The 22,930-nt window shown below is 73.2% G+C and carries 24 protein-coding genes; 17 read left to right on the plus strand and 7 right to left on the minus strand.

Going from position 1 to position 22,930, the window contains the following annotated elements:
* The first annotated feature begins 93 nt into the window (after positions 1 to 93).
* The 3 genes from KV557_RS13820 (at position 94) to KV557_RS13830 (ending at position 3,447) form a co-directional block, all read left to right on the plus strand.
* Positions 94 to 1,590, plus strand: a complete 1,497-nt coding sequence (locus tag KV557_RS13820; protein ID WP_218200197.1) for a glycosyl hydrolase family 18 protein — start codon at positions 94 to 96, stop codon at positions 1,588 to 1,590.
* Positions 1,591 to 1,756: 166 nt separating this feature from the next.
* Entirely contained in the window at positions 1,757 to 2,902 is a 1,146-nt protein-coding gene (locus KV557_RS13825) for a serine hydrolase domain-containing protein (RefSeq protein ID WP_218200198.1), read from the plus strand.
* The gene (locus tag KV557_RS13830; RefSeq protein ID WP_218200199.1) at positions 2,899 to 3,447 is read left to right on the plus strand and encodes a hypothetical protein; all 549 of its coding nucleotides are present in this window, start codon (positions 2,899 to 2,901) and stop codon (positions 3,445 to 3,447) included. The genes KV557_RS13825 and KV557_RS13830 overlap by 4 nt, the downstream gene beginning before the upstream one ends.
* Positions 3,448 to 3,506: 59 nt before the next feature.
* Here the strand turns inward: KV557_RS13830 and KV557_RS13835 are convergent, their stop codons facing one another.
* Positions 3,507 to 4,892 carry an alpha/beta fold hydrolase gene (locus tag KV557_RS13835; protein ID WP_218200200.1) on the minus strand — a complete coding sequence of 462 codons (1,386 nt, stop codon included), beginning with the start codon at positions 4,890 to 4,892 and terminating at the stop codon, positions 3,507 to 3,509.
* A 189-nt stretch (positions 4,893 to 5,081) separates the two neighbouring features.
* Here KV557_RS13835 and KV557_RS44440 point away from each other — a divergent pair, with 189 nt between their 5' ends.
* Positions 5,082 to 6,071: an ArsR/SmtB family transcription factor gene (locus KV557_RS44440; RefSeq protein WP_218200201.1), complete on the plus strand. Its 990-nt coding sequence runs from the start codon at positions 5,082 to 5,084 to the stop codon at positions 6,069 to 6,071.
* A 41-nt stretch (positions 6,072 to 6,112) separates the two neighbouring features.
* On the opposite strand, the gene KV557_RS13845 is transcribed toward KV557_RS44440, so the two are convergent.
* Complete coding sequence (locus tag KV557_RS13845) at positions 6,113 to 6,922, minus strand: alpha/beta fold hydrolase (protein ID WP_218200202.1); 810 nt, start codon at positions 6,920 to 6,922, stop codon at positions 6,113 to 6,115.
* 206 nt (positions 6,923 to 7,128) lie between these two features.
* Positions 7,129 to 7,734, minus strand: a complete 606-nt coding sequence (locus KV557_RS13850; RefSeq protein ID WP_218200203.1) for a DUF2867 domain-containing protein — start codon at positions 7,732 to 7,734, stop codon at positions 7,129 to 7,131.
* 106 nt (positions 7,735 to 7,840) lie between these two features.
* Here KV557_RS13850 and KV557_RS13855 point away from each other — a divergent pair, with 106 nt between their 5' ends.
* Positions 7,841 to 8,398, plus strand: a complete 558-nt coding sequence (locus KV557_RS13855) for a TetR/AcrR family transcriptional regulator (RefSeq protein WP_218200204.1) — start codon at positions 7,841 to 7,843, stop codon at positions 8,396 to 8,398.
* Positions 8,399 to 8,419: 21 nt separating this feature from the next.
* On the opposite strand, the gene KV557_RS13860 is transcribed toward KV557_RS13855, so the two are convergent.
* On the minus strand, positions 8,420 to 9,115 hold the full coding sequence (locus tag KV557_RS13860; RefSeq protein WP_218200205.1) for a DUF6215 domain-containing protein: 696 nt from the start codon (positions 9,113 to 9,115) through the stop codon (positions 8,420 to 8,422).
* Between the two features lie 152 nt (positions 9,116 to 9,267).
* On the opposite strand from KV557_RS13860, the gene KV557_RS13865 reads away from it, so the two are divergent.
* From KV557_RS13865 to KV557_RS13890, 6 genes are all read left to right on the plus strand, one after another.
* Positions 9,268 to 10,176 carry a hypothetical protein gene (locus KV557_RS13865; RefSeq protein WP_218200206.1) on the plus strand — a complete coding sequence of 303 codons (909 nt, stop codon included), beginning with the start codon at positions 9,268 to 9,270 and terminating at the stop codon, positions 10,174 to 10,176.
* A gap of 103 nt (positions 10,177 to 10,279) precedes the next feature.
* The gene (locus KV557_RS44445; protein ID WP_218200207.1) at positions 10,280 to 10,633 is read left to right on the plus strand and encodes a hypothetical protein; all 354 of its coding nucleotides are present in this window, start codon (positions 10,280 to 10,282) and stop codon (positions 10,631 to 10,633) included.
* Positions 10,634 to 10,830: 197 nt separating this feature from the next.
* Positions 10,831 to 11,724 (plus strand): aminoglycoside phosphotransferase family protein, encoded by an 894-nt coding sequence (locus KV557_RS13875; protein ID WP_218200355.1) that lies wholly within the window; start codon positions 10,831 to 10,833, stop codon positions 11,722 to 11,724.
* 446 nt (positions 11,725 to 12,170) lie between these two features.
* Complete coding sequence (locus tag KV557_RS13880) at positions 12,171 to 12,362, plus strand: hypothetical protein (protein ID WP_218200208.1); 192 nt, start codon at positions 12,171 to 12,173, stop codon at positions 12,360 to 12,362.
* A 32-nt stretch (positions 12,363 to 12,394) separates the two neighbouring features.
* Positions 12,395 to 13,084: an alpha/beta hydrolase gene (locus KV557_RS13885; protein ID WP_218200209.1), complete on the plus strand. Its 690-nt coding sequence runs from the start codon at positions 12,395 to 12,397 to the stop codon at positions 13,082 to 13,084.
* Positions 13,085 to 13,245: 161 nt separating this feature from the next.
* Complete coding sequence (locus tag KV557_RS13890) at positions 13,246 to 13,851, plus strand: hypothetical protein (RefSeq protein WP_256177381.1); 606 nt, start codon at positions 13,246 to 13,248, stop codon at positions 13,849 to 13,851.
* Positions 13,852 to 13,909: 58 nt separating this feature from the next.
* On the opposite strand, the gene KV557_RS13895 is transcribed toward KV557_RS13890, so the two are convergent.
* Positions 13,910 to 14,254 (minus strand): cupin domain-containing protein, encoded by a 345-nt coding sequence (locus KV557_RS13895; RefSeq protein WP_218200210.1) that lies wholly within the window; start codon positions 14,252 to 14,254, stop codon positions 13,910 to 13,912.
* Positions 14,255 to 14,347: 93 nt separating this feature from the next.
* Here KV557_RS13895 and KV557_RS13900 point away from each other — a divergent pair, with 93 nt between their 5' ends.
* Entirely contained in the window at positions 14,348 to 14,701 is a 354-nt protein-coding gene (locus KV557_RS13900) for a DUF6204 family protein (protein WP_218200211.1), read from the plus strand.
* Positions 14,702 to 14,771: 70 nt separating this feature from the next.
* Positions 14,772 to 15,281 (plus strand): MarR family winged helix-turn-helix transcriptional regulator, encoded by a 510-nt coding sequence (locus KV557_RS13905; protein ID WP_218200212.1) that lies wholly within the window; start codon positions 14,772 to 14,774, stop codon positions 15,279 to 15,281.
* A gap of 57 nt (positions 15,282 to 15,338) precedes the next feature.
* On the opposite strand, the gene KV557_RS13910 is transcribed toward KV557_RS13905, so the two are convergent.
* Entirely contained in the window at positions 15,339 to 16,319 is a 981-nt protein-coding gene (locus KV557_RS13910; protein ID WP_218200213.1) for a DUF5937 family protein, read from the minus strand.
* Between the two features lie 108 nt (positions 16,320 to 16,427).
* Between KV557_RS13910 and KV557_RS13915 the strand changes: the two genes are divergently transcribed.
* The 4 genes from KV557_RS13915 (at position 16,428) to KV557_RS13930 (ending at position 21,380) form a co-directional block, all read left to right on the plus strand.
* Positions 16,428 to 17,768 carry an MFS transporter gene (locus tag KV557_RS13915; protein ID WP_218200214.1) on the plus strand — a complete coding sequence of 447 codons (1,341 nt, stop codon included), beginning with the start codon at positions 16,428 to 16,430 and terminating at the stop codon, positions 17,766 to 17,768.
* Positions 17,769 to 17,849: 81 nt separating this feature from the next.
* Positions 17,850 to 20,096 (plus strand): hypothetical protein, encoded by a 2,247-nt coding sequence (locus KV557_RS13920; RefSeq protein WP_218200215.1) that lies wholly within the window; start codon positions 17,850 to 17,852, stop codon positions 20,094 to 20,096.
* Between the two features lie 253 nt (positions 20,097 to 20,349).
* Positions 20,350 to 21,024 carry a class I SAM-dependent methyltransferase gene (locus KV557_RS13925; RefSeq protein WP_218200216.1) on the plus strand — a complete coding sequence of 225 codons (675 nt, stop codon included), beginning with the start codon at positions 20,350 to 20,352 and terminating at the stop codon, positions 21,022 to 21,024.
* A gap of 47 nt (positions 21,025 to 21,071) precedes the next feature.
* Complete coding sequence (locus KV557_RS13930; RefSeq protein WP_218200217.1) at positions 21,072 to 21,380, plus strand: sulfurtransferase TusA family protein; 309 nt, start codon at positions 21,072 to 21,074, stop codon at positions 21,378 to 21,380.
* 505 nt (positions 21,381 to 21,885) lie between these two features.
* Here KV557_RS13930 and KV557_RS13935 read toward each other — a convergent pair.
* Complete coding sequence (locus KV557_RS13935; RefSeq protein ID WP_218200218.1) at positions 21,886 to 22,872, minus strand: MerR family transcriptional regulator; 987 nt, start codon at positions 22,870 to 22,872, stop codon at positions 21,886 to 21,888.
* Positions 22,873 to 22,930: the final 58 nt, after the last annotated feature.

Raw genomic sequence — 22,930 nt, forward strand, 5'->3', positions numbered from 1 at the left:
CACGGCCCGCCCACTACGCTGCAACCGCACGGTCACGCCCGGAGCCTTCGACCCGGGCGCATTGCGTCATCGCGACCATAGGGAGTGCGCGCCATGAGCGAGCTGGTGTACCCGTCCGACCCCGGTCTCAACGGCCAGGCCGTCGGCGCCGCCGAGCGGACCTACCAGAGGAACGGCTTCGACCCCGCGACGGAGGACTCGAAGCTTTCCTTCACACCGTGCCGGGCCGCCAAGCCCGTGTTCAACACCTACCAGCGCACCACCGACCAAACTGTGTCCGGCTTCCTGGACACGAAGTGGGCCTACGACAGCCGCCTGATGGAGGGCTCCACCGACCCCAACGGCGGCCCGGGCGCGGACCTGACCCGGCTGGACGACGCGAACGGCGCCTTCGACGAGATCATCCTCGGCCCGGTCGGCATCGTCGGCGACCAGGGCGGCCTGGCGGCCGTCACCGCCCAGGCGGCAGCCGACTTCGGCCTCGCCCCCTCCGACCATGGCGCGGTGACCTTCCTCGACCCCTGGAGTGCAGTGGCCGCCTACCTCGGCTACGGGTTCGCCGGCTGGGTCTCCAACGACTACCCGGCGCTGTTCGACCAGCAGAACGCCCAGGGCCTGCTCGGCGCCGCGAGGCGCCTGAAGGAGGGCAACCCGAACCTCGCCGTGGGCCTGCACGTCGGCGGCTGGGAGCTGAGCCAGGCCCTCCGGGCCGTCGCGCAGGACCCGGCCTTGCGAACGCGCTTCACCCAGTCCGCGGTCCAGGTGTTCCGTGCCTTCCCGATGTTCTCCGCGCTGCACCTGGACTGGCGGTGGCCCGCCTCCGGGAGCGACGCCGCGAACTACGCGCAGCTCATCCGCGAGACCCGGTCCGCGCTGACCACCGCCGGCCTGAACGCGACGCTCGCCGTCGCGGTGCCGGCCTCCGTCGCTCAGCTGAAGGCGATGAACCTCCTCCTCTTCCTGGAAGCCGGCGCCGACCGGCTCGACCTCAGGTCCTTCGACTTCTTCGGCAGCCCCTGGGCGTCCGGGCTCGGCCACCACACCTCCCTGTACCGCGACTCCGGCGGCCGCCAGACGGACTGCATCGACGCCGCCGTCACCCACCTCGTCGACCGGATGGGCGTGGACTCCCGCCGCATCCACCTCGGTTACGCCACGACCACCCGCAACGCCCGCCGGGCCCAGCTCGGCCACGTCTCGCCGCTGAAGGGCACCTACGACGCCGGTTCGGGCGAGACCGTCGGGTCGTTCCAGTCCGGGGTGAGCCACTTCGCCGACGTGCTGCGCAACTACCTCGACCTGGAGAACGGCCGGGGCCGCAACGGCTTCGAGCTGTACACGGACACCACCGCCGACGCCGACTACCTCCACAGCACCGCCAGCGGCGTCCTCCTCTCCCTCGACACCCCGCGCTCCGTCCGCTCCAAGGCCGAGTACGCCCGCGCCCGCAACCTCGGCGGCCTGTTCGCCGAGCACGCCGAGGCCGACCCCGGACTGCTCACCAACGCGGCCCGCGAGGGGCTCGGGCACACCGCCACCTCGACGGTCGTCGAGATGAAGCCCCTCTACGTCACCGGCCGTAGCCGGTAGCGGCTCCGGCCCACCACCCGCATGGAGTGGGAAGTCGGCGGGCCCGACTTCCCACTCCACTGCCATCGGTGACGGTCCCCCCGAAATCGTTCGTGCTCGCCGCCCGGCTCCCGTACCGTGGACCGGTCGACGATCTTGAAACCACGCGAAGAGGACAGGCAGCACCATGCAGCAGTACCAGGGTTGGGCCGACGAACGCTTCGGCGCCGTCGCGGACGTGTTCGCCCGCAACTTCGCCGAGTTCCCCGAGCTCGGCGCCGCCGTCACGGTCTACTCGGGCGGCCGCAAGGTCGTCGAGCTGTGGGGCGGCACCGCCGACGACCGCACCGGCCGGGCCTGGTCGCAGGACACCGTCGTCCCGGTCTTCTCGGTCGCCAAGGGCGCGGTGAGCATCAGCGCCCACCTGCTCGCCCAGCAGGGCCGGCTGGACCTCGACGCCCCGATCGCCCGCTACTGGCCCGAGTTCGCGCGCCACGGCAAGCAGGACATCACCACCCGCATGATCCTCGGCCACCGCGCCGGCCTGCCCGCCCTGGACGCCGTGCTCTCCTTCGAGGAGATCGCCGCCTGGGATCCGGTGATCCGCGCGATCGAGGAGCAGCCGCCGCTCTGGGAGCCCGGGACCACCTACGAGTACCACGGCCACGTCCTCGGCTTCGCGGTCGGCGAGGTGATCCGCCGCATCACCGGCCTGACGCCGGGCGTGTTCCTCCGCAAGGAGATCGCCGAGCCGTTCGGCGGCCTGCCGGTGTGGATCGGCCTGCCGGAGGAGGAACTCCCGCGCCTGGCCCGGCTGGTGGAGGCCGAGGGCCGCCGTCCGATGCCCGGCCCGGAGCACCTGCTCACCCGGATCGTGACGATGAACGGCGCGCTGGTCTTCCCCGGCCTGGACGTGCCGCACGGCTGGAACGACCCGGCCCTGCACGCGATCGAGCTGCCGGGCGCGGGCGCCGTCGCCTCCGCCACCGGCCTGGCGGGCCTGTACGCGGCGGCCGTCACCGGCATCGACGGCGGCGATCGCCTGCTGTCCCACGACACGGTGACCGACGCGGTCACCGAAGTCTCGTCCGGCGCAGGCTTCCTGGGCTTCGACATGGGCGCCCGCTGGGGTTCGGGCGTTCTGCTGGACTCCCCCGCCTTCCGCCCGCTGTTCGGCGCGCGCAGCTTCGGCAACGACGGCGCGGGCGGCCAGTTCGCCTTCGGGGACGACGAGTTCGGCGTCGGCTTCGCGTACGTGGCGAACCGGATGATCGGCCACGGCGACGCGCGCGCCAACCGGCTGATCGAGGCGGTGCGCGGGTGCCTGGGGTGACGGCGTTCGTCACCCACCTCGCCGGCCTCGCCGCCACCGGCGGTCTGGGCGGCCTGCGCTACAACGCCTCCTTGCCCGAACTCGCCGCCCGCTACGGCGATCCGTGGGACGGCGGGCGCGTCCACAAGGAGTCGCGCTGGCCGCACGCCTTCGGCTGGGGCGATGCGCAGACGGTGTTCTGCCGCTGCCGTCGGCTCCGCTCGTTCTCCCTTCCGGTCTGGCACGGTGAGCTCGAACTCCCGGTGCCCGACGGCGGTTTGCGAACGATCGACACGCACGTGACGGAGTCCGCCCTCGTCGCGGCCCTCACCGCCGCCCACTGCACCTGGGACACGGTGACGTACGAGAACCTCCCCGGCCAGCGGACCCTGGAGGTCACGCCGGCCAGGGAGGTCCGGGTGGGCCTCGTCCTCACCGACCGCGAGGCGTACGACGAACCGCCGTTGGAGGACTGGCTGTTGCACAAGGTCGTGCTCTGGGGCTACGACCACACCGACTGCCCCGAGCCGGACCGCACCCTCCCCGACGACGGCTGGGGCGCGTAACGCGCGACACCGGACCGTTCCGCCCCCCGCGCGGAACGGTCCGGTGGCTCGAACTCCCGTTAGCTCAGCAGGAAGTCGTAGACCGCCTGCCGCCCGAGGTCGCTGGCCGCCCGGCTCTGCACCGAGTGCGCCGCCCCGGGGACGATCACGACCTGCGGGTCGTGCGCCATCTCCGCCTCCCGGTACAGCCAGTCCAGCGGGGTGGAGAGGTCCCGGTCGCCGCCGAGCAGCAGCACCGGCACGTTGGGCAGCTTGCGGTGCTCCGGCGGGGCCGACGGCACCTCCTCCTGCGGCCAGTTGAGGCAGCTGAGCAGGGTGCCCGTCCCGGTGGCGGTGGCCGGGTCGAACGGCCAGGTCTCCTCGTCCGTCAGGTCCTGCCGCGCGCGGTCCAGCGCCGCCGCCCGGCCATCGACCGGGGAGTCCGAGGTGCCCCACGGGAACTCCCCGTCCGCGCACAGGGTGCTGGCGTGCAGGCCCTGGCTGAGGAACTCGGCGGGGACGGCGTTGCCCTGGTGGGCGCCGTCGATGAAGCTCTGGAGCCGGCCGGGCCGCCCGGCCGCGGCCTCGTGCAGGGCGTCCGGGATCTTGCCGTAGTTCGGGTCGACGAACTCGAAGCTGGTGATCGCGTCGAGGACGGCCGGCCCGTTGTGGTAGCGCCGGACGGTCTCCGCGAGGTCGGCGGCCGGGTCGGTGGTGCACCCGGTGGCCTTGCAGGCGGCGGTGAGCACCCGCGCGGCGGCCCGCAGCGGGACCGGATCGAGCGGGTCGTAACCCTGTTGCGGCACCACGGAGTCGAGCACCAGCCGGGCGACGTGCGCGGGGTGCGCGAGCGCGTACCGCTCGGCGGTGAAGGTGCCGTACGAGACGCCGTCGAGGGTGAGCCGCTTGTCACCGAGGGCGCGGCGCAGCTGGTCGATGTCGGCGACGGTGTCGGCGGTGCTGTAGTACTGCCGGCCGGGGCCGAGGGCCGCCGCGCAGTCGGTGACGGCCTGTGGGGTGGGCGGGGTGAGGTCGGAGGCGCCCATCTGGTCCTGGAGGGCCGGGCACTGGAGGGCGTTGGCGCCGGTGCCGCGCTGGTCGAACATCACCAGGCGGTAGTCCTTGAGGACGGGCGCGAGCTTGCCGGCAATCTTGTTCAGCAGCGGGACGCCCGGCTGGCCGGGGCCGCCGGTGAGGAACAGCAGGTCTCCCTTGGGTGCGTCGGTGTTGCCGCCGACGGCCACCTGGAGGTTGAGCGTGCCCGGGGTGTCGCCGCCGTGGTCGAGCGGGACGGTGAGGGTGCCGCAGGTGTAGCCGGGGCTGCCCGGACAAGGCGCCTGGCCGGTGAGCCCGCCGCTCCGGTCGTCCCCGGCCGGAGCGGCGACGGCGGGGGTGCCCAGCGTCGTCCCGGCGACCACCGCCACGGCGCCCAGCAGGGCGGCGATACGGCCGCGCGTCTTCGTCATGTTCGTCCTTCCCGTGCCTGTCGGCTCGTGTTGACGCGGTCTGCTGACGCGGTCACGGAAAAGCTTGTGCCCCGGGGGCATCGGCGCGCGATGATTCCTGCGACGATTCGAGCAGGTTCGAAGCGTCGGCCACCTGTTTGGGGGGCGGACTTTCTGACTGTCCGACGGTCCGACGGGGGAAGGACGCCAGTGATCACCCTCACCATCGACTCCGTGGGCCTGGCCCGTTCGCGGTTCGTGGTCTCGCCGCTGCACGAGGCGGTCAACACCCTGATGTCGTCCGGCCTGACGTCCCGCACCGGCCCGTACGCGTGGGTGAGCCGGACGCGGCGCGTGCTGCGGCGGGAGCGGCTGGAGCTGCTCGCCGGGCTGGCCCTGGACAAGTCCGGGGGCTACCTCCCGGACTTCCTCTCCCCGCACCCGGCCGGCCCGGCGCCCGAGGTGGCGGAGCAGCTCGCGGCGGTCCGCGCCACGCCGCCCGACCGCGTGCTCGGCGAGCTGGAGACCGTCCGGCGGGGCCGCCCCGAGGTCGGGCTGATGGGGCGTGTGCTACCGGGCGTCGTGGAGCGGACGTTGGAGCGCGGTCCGCGGTACTTCGCGCAGCGGGCCGCGGACGAGCTGAGCCGCTACTGGGAGCTGGCGATCGCGCCGTACTGGCCGGACGCCCGCGCGGTGCTCGACGCCGAGATCGACCAGCGGGGGCGGTTCCAGGCCCGGCACGGCGCCGGCGCGCTGATCAACTCCCTTGCCCCGCAGCTCTCCTGGGCGGAGGGGCGGATCGAGCTGGAGAGCCGGTTCACGGTGGCGCTGCCGGCCCGGATGGTGCTGCTGATGCCGACGCTGGTGACGCGGTCGATCCACGTGATCCTGGACCCGATCGACGGGGTCCACCGGGCGCCGACCCTGATGTACCCGGTCGCGCACCGGGCGGTGGCGGAGCTGGAGCCCAGCCCGGCGCTGGCGCAGCTGCTCGGGCCGACGCGGGCGGATCTGCTCGCCGCGCTGGTGGGCCCGTCGACGACGGCGGCGCTGGCGGGGCGGCACTACCTCAGCGCGGGCACGGTCTCGTACCACCTGGGCGTGCTGCACCGGTCGGGGCTGGTGAGCCGGGTGCGGAGCGGACGGGAGGTGCTGTACCGGCGGACGCCGCGCGGGGAGGAGCTGGTGGCGACGCAGTAAGGGCGGCGCGCGTTCTCACGTGCGCGCCCTCGGGGTTCGGTTCACTCCAACGCGCGCGGGAGGACCACCTGCACCCACTCCTCCGGCTGCGACAGATGCGGAGCGTGACCGGCGCCCATGTACAGGTGCCGTTCCGCCTTCGGCAGGGTGAGGTCGATGATGTCCAGAACCTCGCCGTACATCGGCTGGCTGTCGTCGCTCTGCGTGAGCAGCGCGGGCTCGCTGAAGCGGGCGAGCGCGGTCAGGTCGAGGTCCAGGGCGTCCGGATCCCGCAGCTCGTCCAGGAAGGTCGGCGCGTTGCGCACGAAGGTGTGCCGCACCGGCGCGGGCAGCTGGGCCCACGCCCCCGGCCCGAACGCCACCGTCTCCACGAACAGCTCCGCCGCCGCAGCCGACTCCGCCTGTTCCAGCAGCTCCCGGACGGCGGCGATCCGCCCGGCGAGCGCGGTGCCGACCGACCGCAGCTCCGGGTCGGCGAGCAGCAGCGACATCCCCGGCGGCTCGTGCACGGAGATCCCCCGCAGCAGGTCGGGCCGGGCAGAAGCGAGCCGCAAGGTGATCAGCGCACCGTACGAGTTCCCGCAGACGTAGGCCGGCGCCAGCCCGAGCCCCTCGATCAGCCCCGCCAGGTCGGCCGCGTCCTCGTACACCGAACCCTGGGTGAGCAGGTCCTCGCTGCGGCTGTGGCCGCGCCGGTCGTACGTGACCACGGTCGTGGACTCGGCCAGGCCGGGCATCACCCGCGCCCAGCTGTCCCCGTCGCTCCACGACCCGTGCACCAGGACGACGCCCGGACCTTCGCCACGGGCCTCGTAGTGCAGCGCCACCCCGTTCACCCTGATCTCGGCCATCACGAGCCTCCCGATCTCGGCGGTGCTCCCCCACCAGCCTGACACAAGCGGCCAATCGGGTCAGATCATCGGGTCGGATCAGCTCACGCAGAGTCGTCGGCCGGGGCGCCGCGGCACCCCCGCTTCACCAGACGGCTGACACACCTGCGCAGGAAGTCGACCCCGCCGACTTCCTGCGCAGCCCGCGCCCCTACCTGCTCGCGCCCCTACCTGCTCCCGCTCCGCTCCCCCGAGTTCTCCTCCCACCGGCGCCCGATCGACCGCAGCAGCGCCGGGTACACGCCCACGTACCGGAACGGCTTGATCGCCGCCATGTACGCCGAGCCGAACAGGCCGTTCGGCTTCACCAGGACGGCCATCTGCCCCCGGTAGCCGCCCTTCCCGTCCGGGACCCAGCCGATGTGCATCACCGCGTGGACCGTCCGGTTGGCCAGCTCGGCCGCCCACTCGTCGGGCAACTGGTAGACGGACCGGAACGGGCCCGACTCCGAGTCCGGCCCGCGCGGCGCCTCGCGCAGGTCGTCCGGCAGCCGGTCGCGCAGCGTACCGACCCGGGCGCCGACGCCGCCGTCGGCCTTGTCCCACCCCAGCAGGCTCCCGAGCTTCCAGCGGATCGCGAAGAGCGCGCGGTACACGGGCGAGGGGCTGGCCGTCCCGGGCGTGGCGCCCTCGGTGAACTGGCGGACCAGGTACGGGAGATCGTCGGGCCCGCCGGGTGTCGGCAGGGCCCACACGTCCTCGACGTGGAAGTCCCGGGTGATCCCGTGGATACGCCACGGGCGGGAGGTGTGGGCGGTGCTGGGGAGTCTCATGCGTCGGCCCCTTATCTATACGATGCCGTATAGAAGTCAGGCTAGACCCTTTTATACGCCACCGTATAGACCGGGGCTGCGCGCAGCGGAGAGAGAGACACCCCCCATGGCCAACCCCCGCACCCCACGCGACAAGTGGATCGAGGAGGGCATGCGGGCACTCGCCGCCGGCGGCCCCGACGCCGTCCGGATCGAGCCCCTCGCCCAGGCGCTCGGCGTCAGCAAGGGCGGCTTCTACGGCTACTTCCGCAACCGCGACGCCCTGCTCACCGAAATCCTCGACACCTGGGAGCGCACCGTCACCGAGAACGTGATCGACGAGGTCGAGAGCGGCGGCGGCGACGCGAGGGCCAAGCTCGTCCGCCTCTACGCGATCGCCTCCGCGGGCGACGACCCGATGACCTCCATCGCCTCCGAACTCGCCGTCCGTGACTGGGCCCGGCGCGACGAAGCCGTCGCCGACCGCCTGCGAGGCATCGACAACCGGCGCATGGAGTACATGCGCACGCTGTTCCGCGCCTTCTGCCCCGACGAGGACGACGTCGAGATGCGCTGCCTGATCACCTACTCCCTCCGCATCGGCAACCACTTCATCGCCGCCGACAACGGCCCGCGCAGCCGCGCGGAGGTGATGGCCCTGACCCGGCAGTGGCTGCTGAGGTAGCCCTCCGCTGCGTTGTGGGCCCTACGCCGCCGGCACCCAGCCCGGGAGCGCCGGCAGCACCGCCTCGGCGACCCGGAGCAGTATCGCGTCGTCCGGCGTCGCGTCGTCCTGGCGCCAGACGGCGATCTCGTACGAACCGCCCTCCGCCTTCGCACCCTTCGCGACCACCAGGTGCCGCGCGATACCGCCGGTGCCCGAGCTGGCCGTCGCGCCCTTGAAGACGATCGACGTCGTGCGGTCCAAGTACGTCACGGACGGGTGGCCGAGCAGCGAACCCGGCACCGGCCGCGGGCGCAGGAAGTCGTCGAAGGACTGCACCGAGAGGTCGCGGTTGTCCGAGACCTGGAGGTAGACGGACCCGAGCTGCACCTGCGCCGAGGCCTCGGTCTCCTTCGTCCCGGCCGCGGACGTCACCTGCCCACCCGAGGAGTACGCGTTCACAACGTGCTCGCTCGGCACACCGACCAGCACCGGCAGATCCGGGCGGTTGAGCGCCGCGCACAGTGCCGGATACTCGGGCGCGTCCGTGGCCTTGGGCGGATTGCACACGGCCGGCTTGTTGTTCTGGGCGGCAGTGTCGTCCAGCCCGCCCACGAACAGCACGGCCGCCACGACGGCCAGCGCCAGCACCAGCGCCGCCGCTACCTGGCCCGCCGCGCTCTTGGCGCCGCCCTTGGCGGGCTCCGTCGGCACGTCGTGTCCATGCTCATCCGTCACCGGCGGACCGTACCCCAACTACGAGCCGGCTCGCAGGGATTTTCGAACCCGCCACCCGCCCAGCCGCCGCACCTCGTGCGACATACCGTCAATTCCGGACGTTGACGATCAATTCCGGCATAGTCCTGTCGCATTGACGACAGGAGACCCCAGTGAGCCAGCCACAACCCGCCGCCTACTCCTACCGCGAGGTCACACCGGACGAACAGTTCCTCTCGGCCTGGACGGTGTCCCCGACGACCGGGCTGCCGACCAGCGCCACCGGCCCCTGCCCGCGCTGTGGCCACAGCTGCCTGATGCCCGTCACGACCAAGATCATCGCCGGGGCCGCCACCGCCCCGGCCACCGAAGCGCCGTCGCCACCCCCGGAACCGCTCACCCTGCAGTTCGTCTGCACCTGCGGCGAAGCCCACGACAGCCGGCCCGCCGGCCCCTACCGCCTGCGCCCCGCCCAGGACCGCCGCCGCGCCGAGGCCGCCATCGCCCTGCGCGCGGCCGCCACCACCCAGGGCGCCGACGTACGCGCCGCGGCCGAGAAGTGGCTCACGGGCATCACCGCGCTGTACGGCCTCTTCGGCCTGGCAGGCGTCGTCGCGGGCCGCACCACCATCGCGTCCCTCGGCACGGCCGGCAAGACGACCGTGGCCGCCGCCGCCCTGCTCGGCATCGCCTCCGCCGGAGGCGCCATCCTTACCGGCTACCGCGCCGCCTACGGCTGGCCGGTCGCCCAGCCGGTCGCCGACGACACCGAACTCGCCCGCTGGAAGGCACGCCACGACGCCTACGCCTTCAGCGCCGCCGCCGACCTCCGCCGGGCCGTCGCCCTGGCCGTCGCGGCCCTGGGCGCACTCGTGCTGACGGTCGGCCTGATCTGGTTCCTCCCGGCGAAGTCCTCGGCAGGTTCCCCGCCGAACCTGGTCGACGCCGGCTCTGCGCGGAGCGGGAAGTCGACCACGCCGACTTCTCACTCCGCGCCCTCCGCCCGCTTCGCGAGCTCTCACCTCTCGACGTCGAGATGGAACGTGTCCTCGCTGTCGGTGTCGTTGATCGTCCTGACGTGAACGAACCCGCTGACCTCCCGGAACACCCCGGTGCCGCCGGTGGTCCCCAGGTCGAACTCGGCCGCCGGGCCGGACGGGCCGAAGGGCACCGGCCCCCTGTGAGGTGATCTGCCCGCCGGCCAGCCTCCCCGACGCCGACCCCGCCGCCCTCACCGCGACCATCGACCGATCGCACCCCGGCTACCGGCCGGCGTCCTGGGAGGGCACCGTCCCGGACGACCTCGCCGACACCTTCGTGCTCTGGCGCCGCGCCATGGACGACATGCCGACGGGCAGCACCGACTTCGGCGCGGTGGTCTGGGACTTGGCGCGCGTCCGCGAGTCCCACGCCCCACCCCGGCGGCGCCGAACTCGCCCAACCCGCGCGCTGGTTCGGCTAGAACTTGCCCTGGGCCGCCCCGGGCACGGGACGGGTGCGCCTGCTCATCGTGTGCACGTCCTGTCTCATCGACGATAGGGGTGCCGCCCAGTCTCGTCCGCCCCGACCGCCCACCGCAGCCCGATCCCCGATCCGGACCGCCCCCGATGCCCGGCAGGCCACCTCCCCGCCACCTCCCGGCAACCGGGCGCCCCCGCAGCACGTCCCCATGGGTGATCATGACGGTCGACACCGGACCGGACCGGCCCGGCCCGACGAAGGAGCGCGGACTGCTCATGGACGGCTACGCCATCGACGAATCGCTGGTGCGCTCTTTGCTGCGGGACCAGCACCCGGACCTCGCCACCCTGCCCATCCGCGAGGTGCCCGGTGGCTGGGACAACCAACTCTGGAGGCTCGGCAACGAGTTGGCCGTACGGATGCCGCGCACGCAGCGGGCGCCGTCGCTGCTGAGGAAGGAGCAGCAGTGGCTCCCCCTCCTCGCCCCGCGCCTGCCGCTGCCCGTGCCCTGCCCGATGCGGGTCGGCGAGCCGTCGGAGCGCTTCCCGTTCCCCTGGACGGTCGTGGCGTGGGTCCCGGGCGAGCCGAGCGACCACGCGCCGATCGACCGCTCGACGCACGCGGCCGAGCGGCTGGCCGGCTTCCTCCGGGCGCTGCACCAGCCCGCGCCCGCCGACGCACCGGCCAACGCGCCCCGCGGAGCGCAACTCATCGCCGTCGACGGCGAATTCGAGAAGCTCTTCCGCGCAGTCGTCCCAACCGGCCACGCCACCGCCGAAGTTCGGGCATCCTGGGAGAATTCCGTCGCAGCGCCGACCTGGGACGGCCCGGCGGTGTGGCTGCACGCCGACCTCCACCCCGCCAACGCCGTCGTCGCGGACGGGACCCTCGCCGGGGTGATCGACTTCGGCGACCTGTGCGCCGGCGACCCGGCCACGGACCTCTCCGCCGCTTGGCTGTTGCTGCCCTCGGCCGGGCTCCCGGCTGTCCTCGACGCCTACGATCCCGCCGACCCGGCGATGATCCGGCGGGCACGGGGCTGGGCCCTCCTCCGCAGCCTCGCCCTGATCGACATCGGCCGCGCCGGGGATCGCGGCCTCCCCGGCGGAAAGCCGACCTGGGGCCCCGCCGGCCGGGCGGCCCTCGCCCGGGTACTCGCGTCCACCTGACCGCCCCGCATCCGCTTTCGCCACCCCGCCCGGACACCATCGAACTGCCGCACCCAGTAAGGAGGTTGCCCCACCTTCCCGGGCCACTGCGACAACGATCAGAGTCAGCGCACTCGCACTCGGGCTGCCCGGGTGGATGTACCCGCCGTACAGGTTCGGCACCTGGAGGGCTGTGACTGCGGGATCGGACCGAGTGAGCGTCGCGGCGGATCAGTGTGCACCCGGAGAGTTTGATCGTTCTGCTGTACATGCCCCCCTTCTCCTCCACACCTCCCCCTCCGCCCGCGCACATCGCGTCGCCGAGGCTCCCGTGGCCCTGATCGGCCGGGCCACGGCGGCCGTCCTCATCTCTGACCATCCTGCTCGTCCCGGCCGCTGTCACCGGCGGTCAGCGGGCGCCCGAGGTCGGGGCCGGGTGGTGGGAGGTCTCCGCGACCGCCGCCAACGTGCGGCTCGGCCACTCGGGCGGCGACACCGTCATCGGCCTCGCCGGGTACGGCCACCGCGTCGAGGTCGTGGACACCTGGACGTCGCCGCTCGGCGCCCGCTGGGCCAAGGTCATGGTCGCCCGGACCCGCGTCACCGGCTGGGTCCTGTGGTCGCTCCTCGCGCACCGCGACCCACCTGCGGAACCGTAGAATCCGCAGGCAGGCACGAGGAGAGGATCGGCGTGTTCCGAGCGCAGCGGGTGCGTACCGCGCAGTTGACGCAGTGGCGGGGTGAGGGCGAGGTCCGCGGGGTCGCGTTGATGCTGCCCGGCGGGTTCGTCCGGGGCCGGGGCGGGCCGGTGAAGGTCGCCGAGCTCGGTCTGCGCGACCTCGCCGCCGAACTCACCGAACGTGGGCGGGCCCACGGCATCGCCGTCCACCTGCTGCGCTACCGCTGCAGCGGCTGGAACGGCCCGGACGCCGACACCGCCGTCGACACCCGCTGGGCGCTGGACGAACTCGCCCGCCGCTACGGCCCGGTGCCGGTGGTCCTGGTCGGCAACTCGCTGGGCGGTCGCGCCGCGTTCTGGTGCGCCGGGCATCCGAACGTCACCGGGGTGGCCGGCATCGCGCCCTGGCTGCCCAGCGGGGACGCGGTCGAGCAACTCGCCGGGCGCCGCGTGCTGATCGTCCACGGCACCGGCGACCACAGCGCGGCGGGCGCGACCCAGTCGCTCGAATACGCGCTGCGGGCCCGGGATGTGGTGCCTGACCTCGCCCGCTACGAGGTCCCGGGCGGCAGCCACTACCTCGTGCGGCAGGCCGCCGACATCAGCGCGCTGACCACGTCGTTCACGCTCGCCACCCTCGGCGCGGAGCCGTCTGCGCTCGCCGCCGGCGCGGTGTGCACGCGGCTGCCCGCCCGGGCCTGAGGCACCCCCACCCTGCCCTGCCCTGCCGATCGGCAGGGGGCATCGCCGCTGGTCGGCGAACGATGTGCCGATCGGCATATGGTCCGTGCGGGGCTGCGGCGACCAGGCTTGGGAGCACCGAAACGGCGGCCACCGGGGCCGCCGGACGAAGGGAGCCCACCGTGTTCCGCACCCGCACCGCGATCGCCGCCGCCGTCGCCGCGCTCGCCCTCGCGACGCTCACCGCCGCAGCCCCCGCCCCGACCCCGACCCCCGCTCGCGCGGACAACCACCGCCCCGCGAGCGTCCACGGCACCGGCCGCATCTCGTACGCCTTCGCCCCGGACGACGAGATCCGGTTCACCGTCGACGCCCAGGCGGCCCCGTTCACCCACCCGTTCCCAGGCGTCCCCAAGCTGGAGCACGGCCTGCCCACCGACGCCCGGGGTACGGTCAGCTGGTCCCATCGCGACGCCGCCACCGGCAAGGTCTACCGTGCCGAGGCCGCGGTGGACTGCCTGGTCACCGGCGGCCCGGTCGCCACCCTGACCGCCGTGGTGACCAGCTCGGACGTCGGCACGGTCGGCGAGCGGATCGGCCTGAGCATCTACGACGGCCACGGCAAGGGCAGCCGCCTCGGCTTCTCCTGGGGCATAGGCAACCTCGACGTGGACGCCACCGGCCAACCCCGCCAGGCGGTGACAGGCACCTGCATGGCGCCGGCTCCGTTCGCCCCGGTCGTCGACGGCGGCTACACCGTCCACCACACCGAGCTGCCGACCCACTGACCGACTCAGCGACTCAGCGACTCAACGACTCAACGACTGCACCTCACCGCGCCGGGGCTCACACCTCCGTCAGGGCGATCTCCGGCTCCTCCCCGTCCGCCAACAGGAAGTAGGCCAGGAATGTCGTCCCCTCTTCGCCGGCGTCGAACCGCACGGGCACCCCCTCGGGCTCGTGGAACACCTCCCCGGCCGTCAGCAGCACCTCGTCCCCGCCCTCGACCTGATAGCGCACCGTCCCGTCCAGCACACTCCCGACCACCGGACAGTTGTGCACGTGCCACCCGGCAGCGAACCCGGGCTGCATGGTGATCCGCCGCACCTCCACCCGGGCCGTCGGCTTCACCGGCAGCACCGGCACATCCAGCAGCACCTCACGCGAGAGAGGAGCCTGATCAATCGTCATATCGCGGTTCTCCATGAGCGATCATTCTGCCCGATCGCCGGGGCTCCCGGAATAGTGTGGCCCCCGCACCCCCGACCTGCCTATCGTCGGAGGATGAGCACTCGAACCTTCCGCATCATGGTGCGCGGCGTCTTCGACGGCCTGACCACCGAACAGCGCGCCGAACTCCAAGCCCACGCCCCCGAACACGACGTCCTGCACGCCACCTTCACCCCCGAGGGCCACCTCACGTACGACCTCACCGCCCGGGCCGCGTTCACCTTCCGCTTCCTGGACTCCGGCGAGGCGGAGGAGGACATCCTGGACGCGACCGAACGCGCCGAGCAGTCCGCCCAAGCCTGGCTGACCGAACGCGGCTACGGCTACAAGAACCTCCGCTCCCAGGCCGACGACCTCTCCCAGGCCCCGCTCGGCAAGCGCCAACGCCGCGCCGCCGCCTCCCGCTAGCCCCCTCCCCCTCCGCCACCTCCTTGAGCCCTCAGCGCGAGGCTATACTTGAGTGCTCAAGGAGGTGGCAATGACTGACCCACAGACCGACCCACAGACCAGCCCACAGACCGACGCACAGGCCGACCCACAGACCGACCCGCCCGGCCCCGACCCGCTGGACACCGCCCTACGCCTCGTCCGCGCCCAGGCCACCCTGGTCAAACGCTTCGACGCGGGCCTCAGCGGCCTGCACGGCGTCAGCCTCTCCGACTTCACCATGCTGCTCCGCCTCAGCGAGGCCCCCGGCGGACGCATGCGCCGCGTCGACCTCGCCGAAGCCCTCGGCCTCACCGCCTCCGGCGTCACCCGCGGCCTCGCCCCACTCGAACGCATCGGCCTGGTCACCCGCGAGGCCGCCCCCCGCGACGCCCGCGTCGCCTACGCCGCCCTCACCCCGACCGGCCGCGAACGCCTCTCCGAAATGCTCACCACCGCCCGCCAGATCGCCACCGACGTCTTCACCCCCACCCAGTGGCCCCCCAATGACCTCACCACCCTCGCCACCCTCCTCACCCCCCTCACCGGCCCCCGCCGCTGACCCCCTCTGAACCCGCCACTGGCCGCGACCACCAAAACCACTGCACGGCAGCCGCCGTCAACCTCCCGCCGCACTCAGCAGGACCTCCGCAGCCTCGGTGCGGGCGTACAGGACATGGCGGCCCGCGCGGTGGGCGGAGAGCAGGCCGGCGGCGCGCAGGGCGGTGAGGTGCTGGGAGACTCCGCCCGGGGTCATGCCGGTGCGGCGGGCGAGTTCGGCTGTGGAGGTCGGTTCGTCCAGCTCGGCCAGCAGCAGTGCCCGTCCTCGGCCCAGCACCGCCGCCAAGGCGTGCGAGGGCTCGCGCTCGCGCCGCTCCCACAGGGTGGCGACGCCGCGCGGTGGGTAACGCAGGGTCGGCTGCCAGAGCGGGGTGCTGACCGAGAACACCCTGGGCCACACGAACACCGACGGCACCAGCAGCAGCCCTCGCCCGCCCAGGCTCCGTCCGCCGCGCGCGAAGTGGTGGCCGACGTACAGGGTGTCCGTGTCCCAGGTGACCTGCGGGTCGAGGTCGTTGAGCAGTTCCTGCACGCCGCCGCGCGCCAGCAGGCGGGCGCGGTGCAGCATGTCGCCCTCCAGCAGGGCCCGTATCCGCGGCCAGTACGGTGCGAGGGTCAACTCCCAGAACGCCTCGACGGTGTCGGCGAGTTCGGCAAGGCCCCGGTCCGGGTCCGCGTGCAGCGCCGCGACCCGCGCGGACTGCGGCGCCCGCGGTCCGCTCAGCGCGGCCCGAACCGTCTCGGGCGGGGTGGCGCGCAGGACGTCCAGTTCGACTCGCAGGTCCGGCACGGTCGTGGTGGGCGGCGGCGCCACGAACACCGGGATGGCCCGGGGCGGCGCCGGCACGAGGTCGGCGAGCAGCCCCCAGTCGAGCCCGGCAGCCGCCAGCCGCTCGCGCGCAGCCTCCGCCCACGGCCGGTGCAGTGGATGCTCGGCGGGCCGGGTGAGCACCCGCACTGCTGCCACCGCCTCCCACAACGGGGAGAGCGCGAACCGGGTGAGCGCCAAGTCCTTGGTGGTGAACTCGAACCGGATCATCCGCCGGCCTCCTTCGGTGAAGCGCCAGGCCGCCACCCGGCCGCCGTCGATTTAGCCCACGCTGAATCCGTGGACCGCCCAGCGTGCCATCCGCCAAGGTCTGACGCCATGACCACCAGCACCCCCACCCCCACCGAAACCGGCGCGACCACCGAGACCACCGCCCCCGCCGAAACCCCCACCACCCCGAACACCCCGAACACCCCCACCACCCCCGACTACCGCCTCCTCCTCACCGCCACCGCCGTCAGCCGCACCGGCACCGCCGTCGGCTCCCTCGCCCTGCCGCTGGCCGCCGTCCTCGCCCTGCACAGCCCCGCCTGGCAGATCGGACTGCTCGCCGCCCTGAGCACCGCCGCCTTCCTCCTGCTCGGCCTGCCCGCCGGAGCCTGGGTCGACCGCCTGCCCAAACGCCCCGTCATGATCACCGCCGACCTCACCCGCGCCGCCCTGCTCGCCACCGTCCCCGCCGCGTGGGCCCTCGGCCACCTGACCTTCCCCCACCTGTGCGCGGTAGCCCTGCTCACCGGGACGGCCACCGTCTTCTCCGACATCGCCGCCCAGAGCCATCTGCCCGCCCTCGTCGGCCGCGACCGCCTCACCAGCGCCAACGCCCACCTGGTGACCGTCGACGCCCTCGCCCAGACCGCCGGCCGCAGCGCCGCCGGCTTCCTCGTCAGCCTCCTCACCGCCCCGATCGCGGTCCTCGTCGACGCCACCAGCTACCTCGCCTCCGCCTGCCTCCTGCGCCGCATACACCGCCCCGAACCCGCCCCGACCGCACCCCCGCGCAAGGACGGCCACCGCGACGGCCACCGCAACACCCACCGCCTGGCCTCCGAGATCCGCGAAGGCCTGCGCTTCGTCCTCGGCCACCCGCTGCTGCGCCCCATCGCCCTGGCCGGCGCCCTCACCAACCTGTCGGTCCAGATCTGCCAAACCCTGCTGCCCGTCCTCTTCGCCCGTACCCTCCACCTGCCCGACGCCGTCACCGGCCTGTTCTTCGCCACCGGCGGCGTCGGCGTCTTCACCGGCTCCCTGCTGGCCCGCCCGCTGGCCCGCCGCGTGGGCGCAGGCCGCGTCCTGTGGATGGTGGGCCTGGGCATCGCCCCGCTCGGCGTCCTCGTCGCCCTCGTCGACCGCGGCCCGGCCCTGTGGTGCGCGGCCGGCGCCTGGCTGCTGACCACCGTCAAGATCGGCATCGACAACGTCATCAAGGTGAGCTTCCGCCAGCACGCGACCCCGGACCACCTCCTGGGCCGGATGAACGCCACCATGCGTGTTCTGCTCACCGGTGCCCTCACCCTCGGCGCCGCCCTCGCCGGCACCCTCGCCTCCCTCACCTCGGTGCGCACCGCCCTGTGGGTCGGCGCGGCGGGCCTGATGCTGGTCTGGATCCCGGTCTTCCGCTCCCCCCTGCGCACCGCCCGCCACCTGCCCGGCATCTGACCACCCACCAACCGTCCACCAACCGGCACTTACGGGAAAACCGGAGTGCATCGCCCCCCACAGCTCTGGGATCATGCCCGAATGTCCGAGCGTCTCGAACCCATGGTCATCCGGCACACCCACCGCATCCCCGCCCCCTCCGGTCTCTCCGACCAGGCCGGCCAAGGAGGCGCCACAGCACGGCAGTTCGACGCCGCGCTGATGTCGGTCGGCTTCAAGCTCTCGGCCGGCCTGCTGGAGCACCTGTCCGGGCTGGCCGAAGAGACGGTCGTCGACACCGCCAGGCACACGCTGGACACCGTCCGCGAGATGGCCGGCGACCACGTCGGGCACAACACCTACTTCATCGACTTCCCCCTCAACGTCCCGGACACGTTCGACTTCTGGATGCAGTGCATCGCCGGGGCCCTCGCCGACGACGCCTCCCGCGAGAGCACGCTCGCCCAGCTGCGCACCGGCGTGGTCGATCTGCTGACCCTCCCCTCCTACGGCAACTACCAGCACACGTACGCCGAGATGCTCGCCGCCCACGACGAGCTGATCGCCGCCGCCGGCGACCGCATGACGGTCCTGCACCTGGGCGGTTCCGTGGCCGACGAAGTCACCGCGCTCTACCTGGCCCTGGCCGGCAGCACCACCCCGCTGAACGAAAACACCCTGCGCGACCTCGGCGTCCTCGCCGGACACTGCGTCAACGGCCCGCAGCCCGAGGCGATCCCGGTCCGGGAGAACCGCGCCGTCGTCAACCTCGCCCGCCTCGACGCCGGCGCCGGCCTCCTCCTCGACACCGTCACCGACGTGCTCCGCCTGGCCTGCGCCCTGTCCGACGGCGACGTCACCCTCACCGAGCGGACCCGCTTCCGCTCCCTCTCCCGACCCGTCCGCCGCGCCCTGCTCGCCGGCCTCGACGCGGTGATCGCCGCCAACCCCGCCAAGCTCGCCGACGTCACCGCCCACCGCGAGGCGTTCAAGCGCCTCGGCGAGCGCCTCCACCCGCACGAGTATCCGCGCTGGCCGCACGCCGCCGAGGTCTTCGCCGTCGCCCGGGGCGAGCGAGAGGCCCGCTCCTTCGACAGCCACGTCAACGAACTCCTCCGCGCCGACGACGTCACCGCAGCGGCGCAGTTGCTCACCGCCGCCCCCGCCAAGCTGTTCCGCTCCCTGGACCGCCTGCTGCGCGCCTGCCGCACCCAGGACGAACGCGACGCCGTCACGGCCGCCGCCGAACAGGCCGCGCCGCAGACCGCCGGCCGCGTCCTGCTGTCGGTCCGCGAACACCTCCACAACCGCACCACCGAACACACCCGCACCACCGACCACAACCGCACCACCGAACACACCCGCACCACCAGCCACAACCGCACCACCGACGCACCGACCGGGCGCCGCGTCTTCGCCAACCGCCTCGGCCGCGCCTGGGTCGCCGCCGACACCCGCCCGCCCCTGCCCGCCCCCGAGCGCAAGCGCCTGATCGACGCCCTCGACGCCGAGATACGCCGCCGCCTCCCGCAGCCGGCCCACCTGCTGATCGACCCCGACGTCCTCGACGTCGCCCTCCCCCTCAGCGGCAAGGCCACCGCCACCGGCCTCGGCGTGCTGCCCCGCGGCTCCCTCTCCCCGGTCGACGGCGAACTGCTCCGCTTCTTCGTCTACTGGAAGCAGACCAGCCGCACCACGGACTTCGACCTCTCCGCCCTGCTCCTGGACGACGCGTACGAGACGGTCTGCTGGCTCTCCTACACCGAACTCACGCAGGTCGAGGGCGAACACTCCGGCGACATCACCGACGCCCCCGACGGCGCCTCGGAGTTCATCAACCTGCGCCTGGGCGCCGTGCGCGGCACGTTCATCGTCCCGCAGGTCAACATCTACTCGGGCGAGGGCTTCGAGGAGGTCGAGGAGTCCTTCTTCGGCTTCATGCTGCGCGAAGCCGAGCAGCAGGGCCGCCCCTTCGAGGCGCGCACCGTCCGCCTGAAGTCGGACCTGCGCGGCCCGGGCCGCGTCGCCCTCCCCCTGGCCTTCCTGCGCGGCCCCGACGGCACCTGGCGCGCCAAGTGGCTGCACCTGTACCTCAAGGGCAACCCGAACTCCAACCGCGTCGAGGGCAACCGGGTCTCGGTCGCCACACTCCTGCGCGGCATCGTCGAACGCGACTACCTCACCGTCCGCCACCTCACCGACCTGATGAACGGCACCACCACCCTCTGGGACGGCAAGACCCTCCCGTCCGGCCCCGTCACCTACATCGGCCTGGCCCGCCCGGACGGCCTGCACCCCGACTCCGTCGTCATCACCCCCGAAAACCTGCGCGACCTGATCCCGGCGTGACTGCTATCGTTTCCCCCGGCGAGGCCATGAACGGACTTCCTTCTCATCCCACTTGAACCTAGTCCCTTCGCTTCCCTCGCCAACCGACATCCCGCCGGGGTGCCCCCAGAGGCACCCCGGCGTCGTCATCTCCGGCCACGCCCGCCCCGCACCCCGCCCGCCGCTCACGGACCGCCCCGGCCGACCCTGCCCACAGCCCGACGACCTAGGCTGGGCACGCACGACCGATCCGGACCATCGCGAGGGCACGACCATGACGCACGACCGCGGCGACGCGCCCGACCTCGCCGGCGCCCAGCGCGCGCACTGGCAGCAGACGTACCACGCCCACCCCGGCATGTACGGCGAGCAGCCCTCCGCCCCCGGCCGGCACGCCGCCCGGGTCTTCGCCGCCGCCGGCGCCCGGGACGTCCTGGAGCTGGGCGCGGGCCACGGCCGGGACGCCCTGTTCCTCGCCCGCGAGGGCTTCACCGTGCTGGCCACCGACTTCAGCCCGACCGGCCTGGAGCAACTGCGCGCCGCAGCCGCCGAGCAGGGCCTCACCGACCGCGTCACCACCGCCGTCCACGACGTCCGCGAGCCGCTGCCGCTCCCCGACGCCTCCGTCGACGCGGTGTTCGCGCACATGCTGCTCTGCATGGCGCTGTCCACGGAGGAGATCCACGCCCTGGTCGCGGAGGTGCGACGCGTCCTGCGCCCGGGCGGCAGCTTCGTCTACACCGTCCGCCACACCGGCGACGCCCACTACGGCGCGGGCACCGGCCATGGGGACGACATCTGGGAGAACGGCGGGTTCGCCGTGCACTTCTTCCCCCGCGCCCTCGTCGACGCCCTCGCCGAGGGCTGGCACCTCACCGAGGTACACCCGTTCGACGAGGGCGAACTACCCCGCCGCCTCTGGCGCATCACCCAGCAGACCCCCCGATGACCACGACCCGAGAGACGCCCGCAGAGACGCCCGCAGGAGACACCCCGATGACCACCGTCCAGCCGCCCGCCCCCGACCTGAGCATCGACGGCACCGGCCTGCTCTGCGTGCAGCTCCTGCTGCGCCTGCGCGGCCAGATCGCCGGCTACCCGGCCGGCACGGTGGTGCACATCCAGACCACGGACCCGGCCGCCCCGCTCGACCTGCCCGCCTGGTGCCACCTGACCGGCCACGACTACCTCGGCCCGGTCCCCCACCCGGCCACCGACCGCGACGTGTACGCCATCCGCCTCACCGCCGCCGCGCTCCCGACCCGCCCCGACCGCCCCTGGCACCCGGCCCCCGCCGCCGACTGACCAGCAGCGCGCCCGGAATGCCGCGCCACGGTCCCGATGTGCCACCATGAGGGAACCGAACGGCCAAGCGCCATAGGGAGGTTGACCACCATGGATCCGATCCTCAGCTGCCACTGGCACGACCCGGACGGCGACTGGGCACTGACCGTCAGCCGCAACGGAACGTCCTGGGAGCTGCTCGCCGCCGCGCCGCTCTGGTCCGAGACGCTCCCCTTCGACGGGCCCGACGACGTCCGCCGGCTCGCCCAGACACTGCTGGACCTGCCCGCCGAGCCCGAACCGTACGAGTTCGAGTGGCAGTTGTCCCGCACCGAGGAGGCGCGGACCGCGGACGAGCGCACCCACTTCGCGACCTTCGCGGTCGGGCTCGACCCGACCGACGGCCACCGCCCCTACCTCGCCTACCAGTCCTACTACCACCGGGGTCAGGCGACCGGCCTCGGCCTGGAGGTGATCTGCGAGAACCCCCCGATCGACCACCTCCGTGCCCAGGCCCACGCCTTCCTCACCAGCCTCCCCTGCCCGCAGCAGAGCGCCCCACAGCGCAGCGCCCGACAGCAGAGCACCCGACAGCAGAGCACCCGGCAGCCTGCCCCAACCACTCCGCCTCCGCCGCCCAACTCTCCGGCGCCGCCCACCCGTTGACGACCGCGAGCAACTCCAGGTACCGCTCCCGCCGCGGATCCCCCAACACCGCCAAGCGCTCGACCAGCCGCGCGCGCACGGAGTCCGAACGGTCGCCGCCCACCAGCCCGGCGTACCGGTCGACCACCGCCTCGACCACATCAGCCGCCGCAGCCGACCCCGGATCGATCCCGGCGGCGACCGCCGGCCCGGCCAGCTCGCGCACGACCGCCGCCAGCCCCGGACGCGGCCACCCCACACCGGCCTCGGCGGCCTCCTCCTCCGCGAGCCGCCGCAGCAGCCCGCGAAAGTCGTCGTCCATCGCGAGTTCGGCCAACTCCACCCAGGCGTCGACCTGTTCGGGCTCCGGGTCGTCCGGCAGCTCCGGCGTCATCGACCGCCGCACACCGGCGAACCGGGCATCAAAACCGGGGCCACCGAAGACCCCGTCCAGGAAGTCCCCGATCAGACGGCTGCGTTCGTCGGTGGAAAGGCGGGCCAGCTGGTGCACGAGAGTCAGCTCCTCGGGAGTCGCCCCGCGCCGCGCCACCGCCCGCAGCACCGCCCGCCGCAGCCGCAGCACCCGGATCTGGACGTCGAGCGCGTCGGCGTGCGCCGCCGCGACGGCGGGCAGCGCCGACTCCCGCTCGACCACCTGCCGGATCACGGGCAGGCCGAGCCCGAGGTCGCGCAGGGTCCGTACCAGGTCCAGGCGGGCGACGGCGTCGACGCCGTACCGCCGGTGGCCGGCCGGGTTGCGGTCGGCCGGCGACACGATCCCCAGATCCGAGTAGTACCGCACGGTCTTGACCGTCAGCCCGGTCCGCCGTGCCAGGTCACCGATCGAGTAGAGCGTGTCGCCGTTCATGGCCACCACCCTGGCGCCTCCCCCTACAGGAGATGCAACCCCGACATAAGAGAGAGCC

The organism is Kitasatospora aureofaciens (assembly GCF_019192735.1).
Taxonomy (GTDB): Bacteria; Actinomycetota; Actinomycetes; order Streptomycetales; family Streptomycetaceae; genus Kitasatospora; species Kitasatospora aureofaciens_A.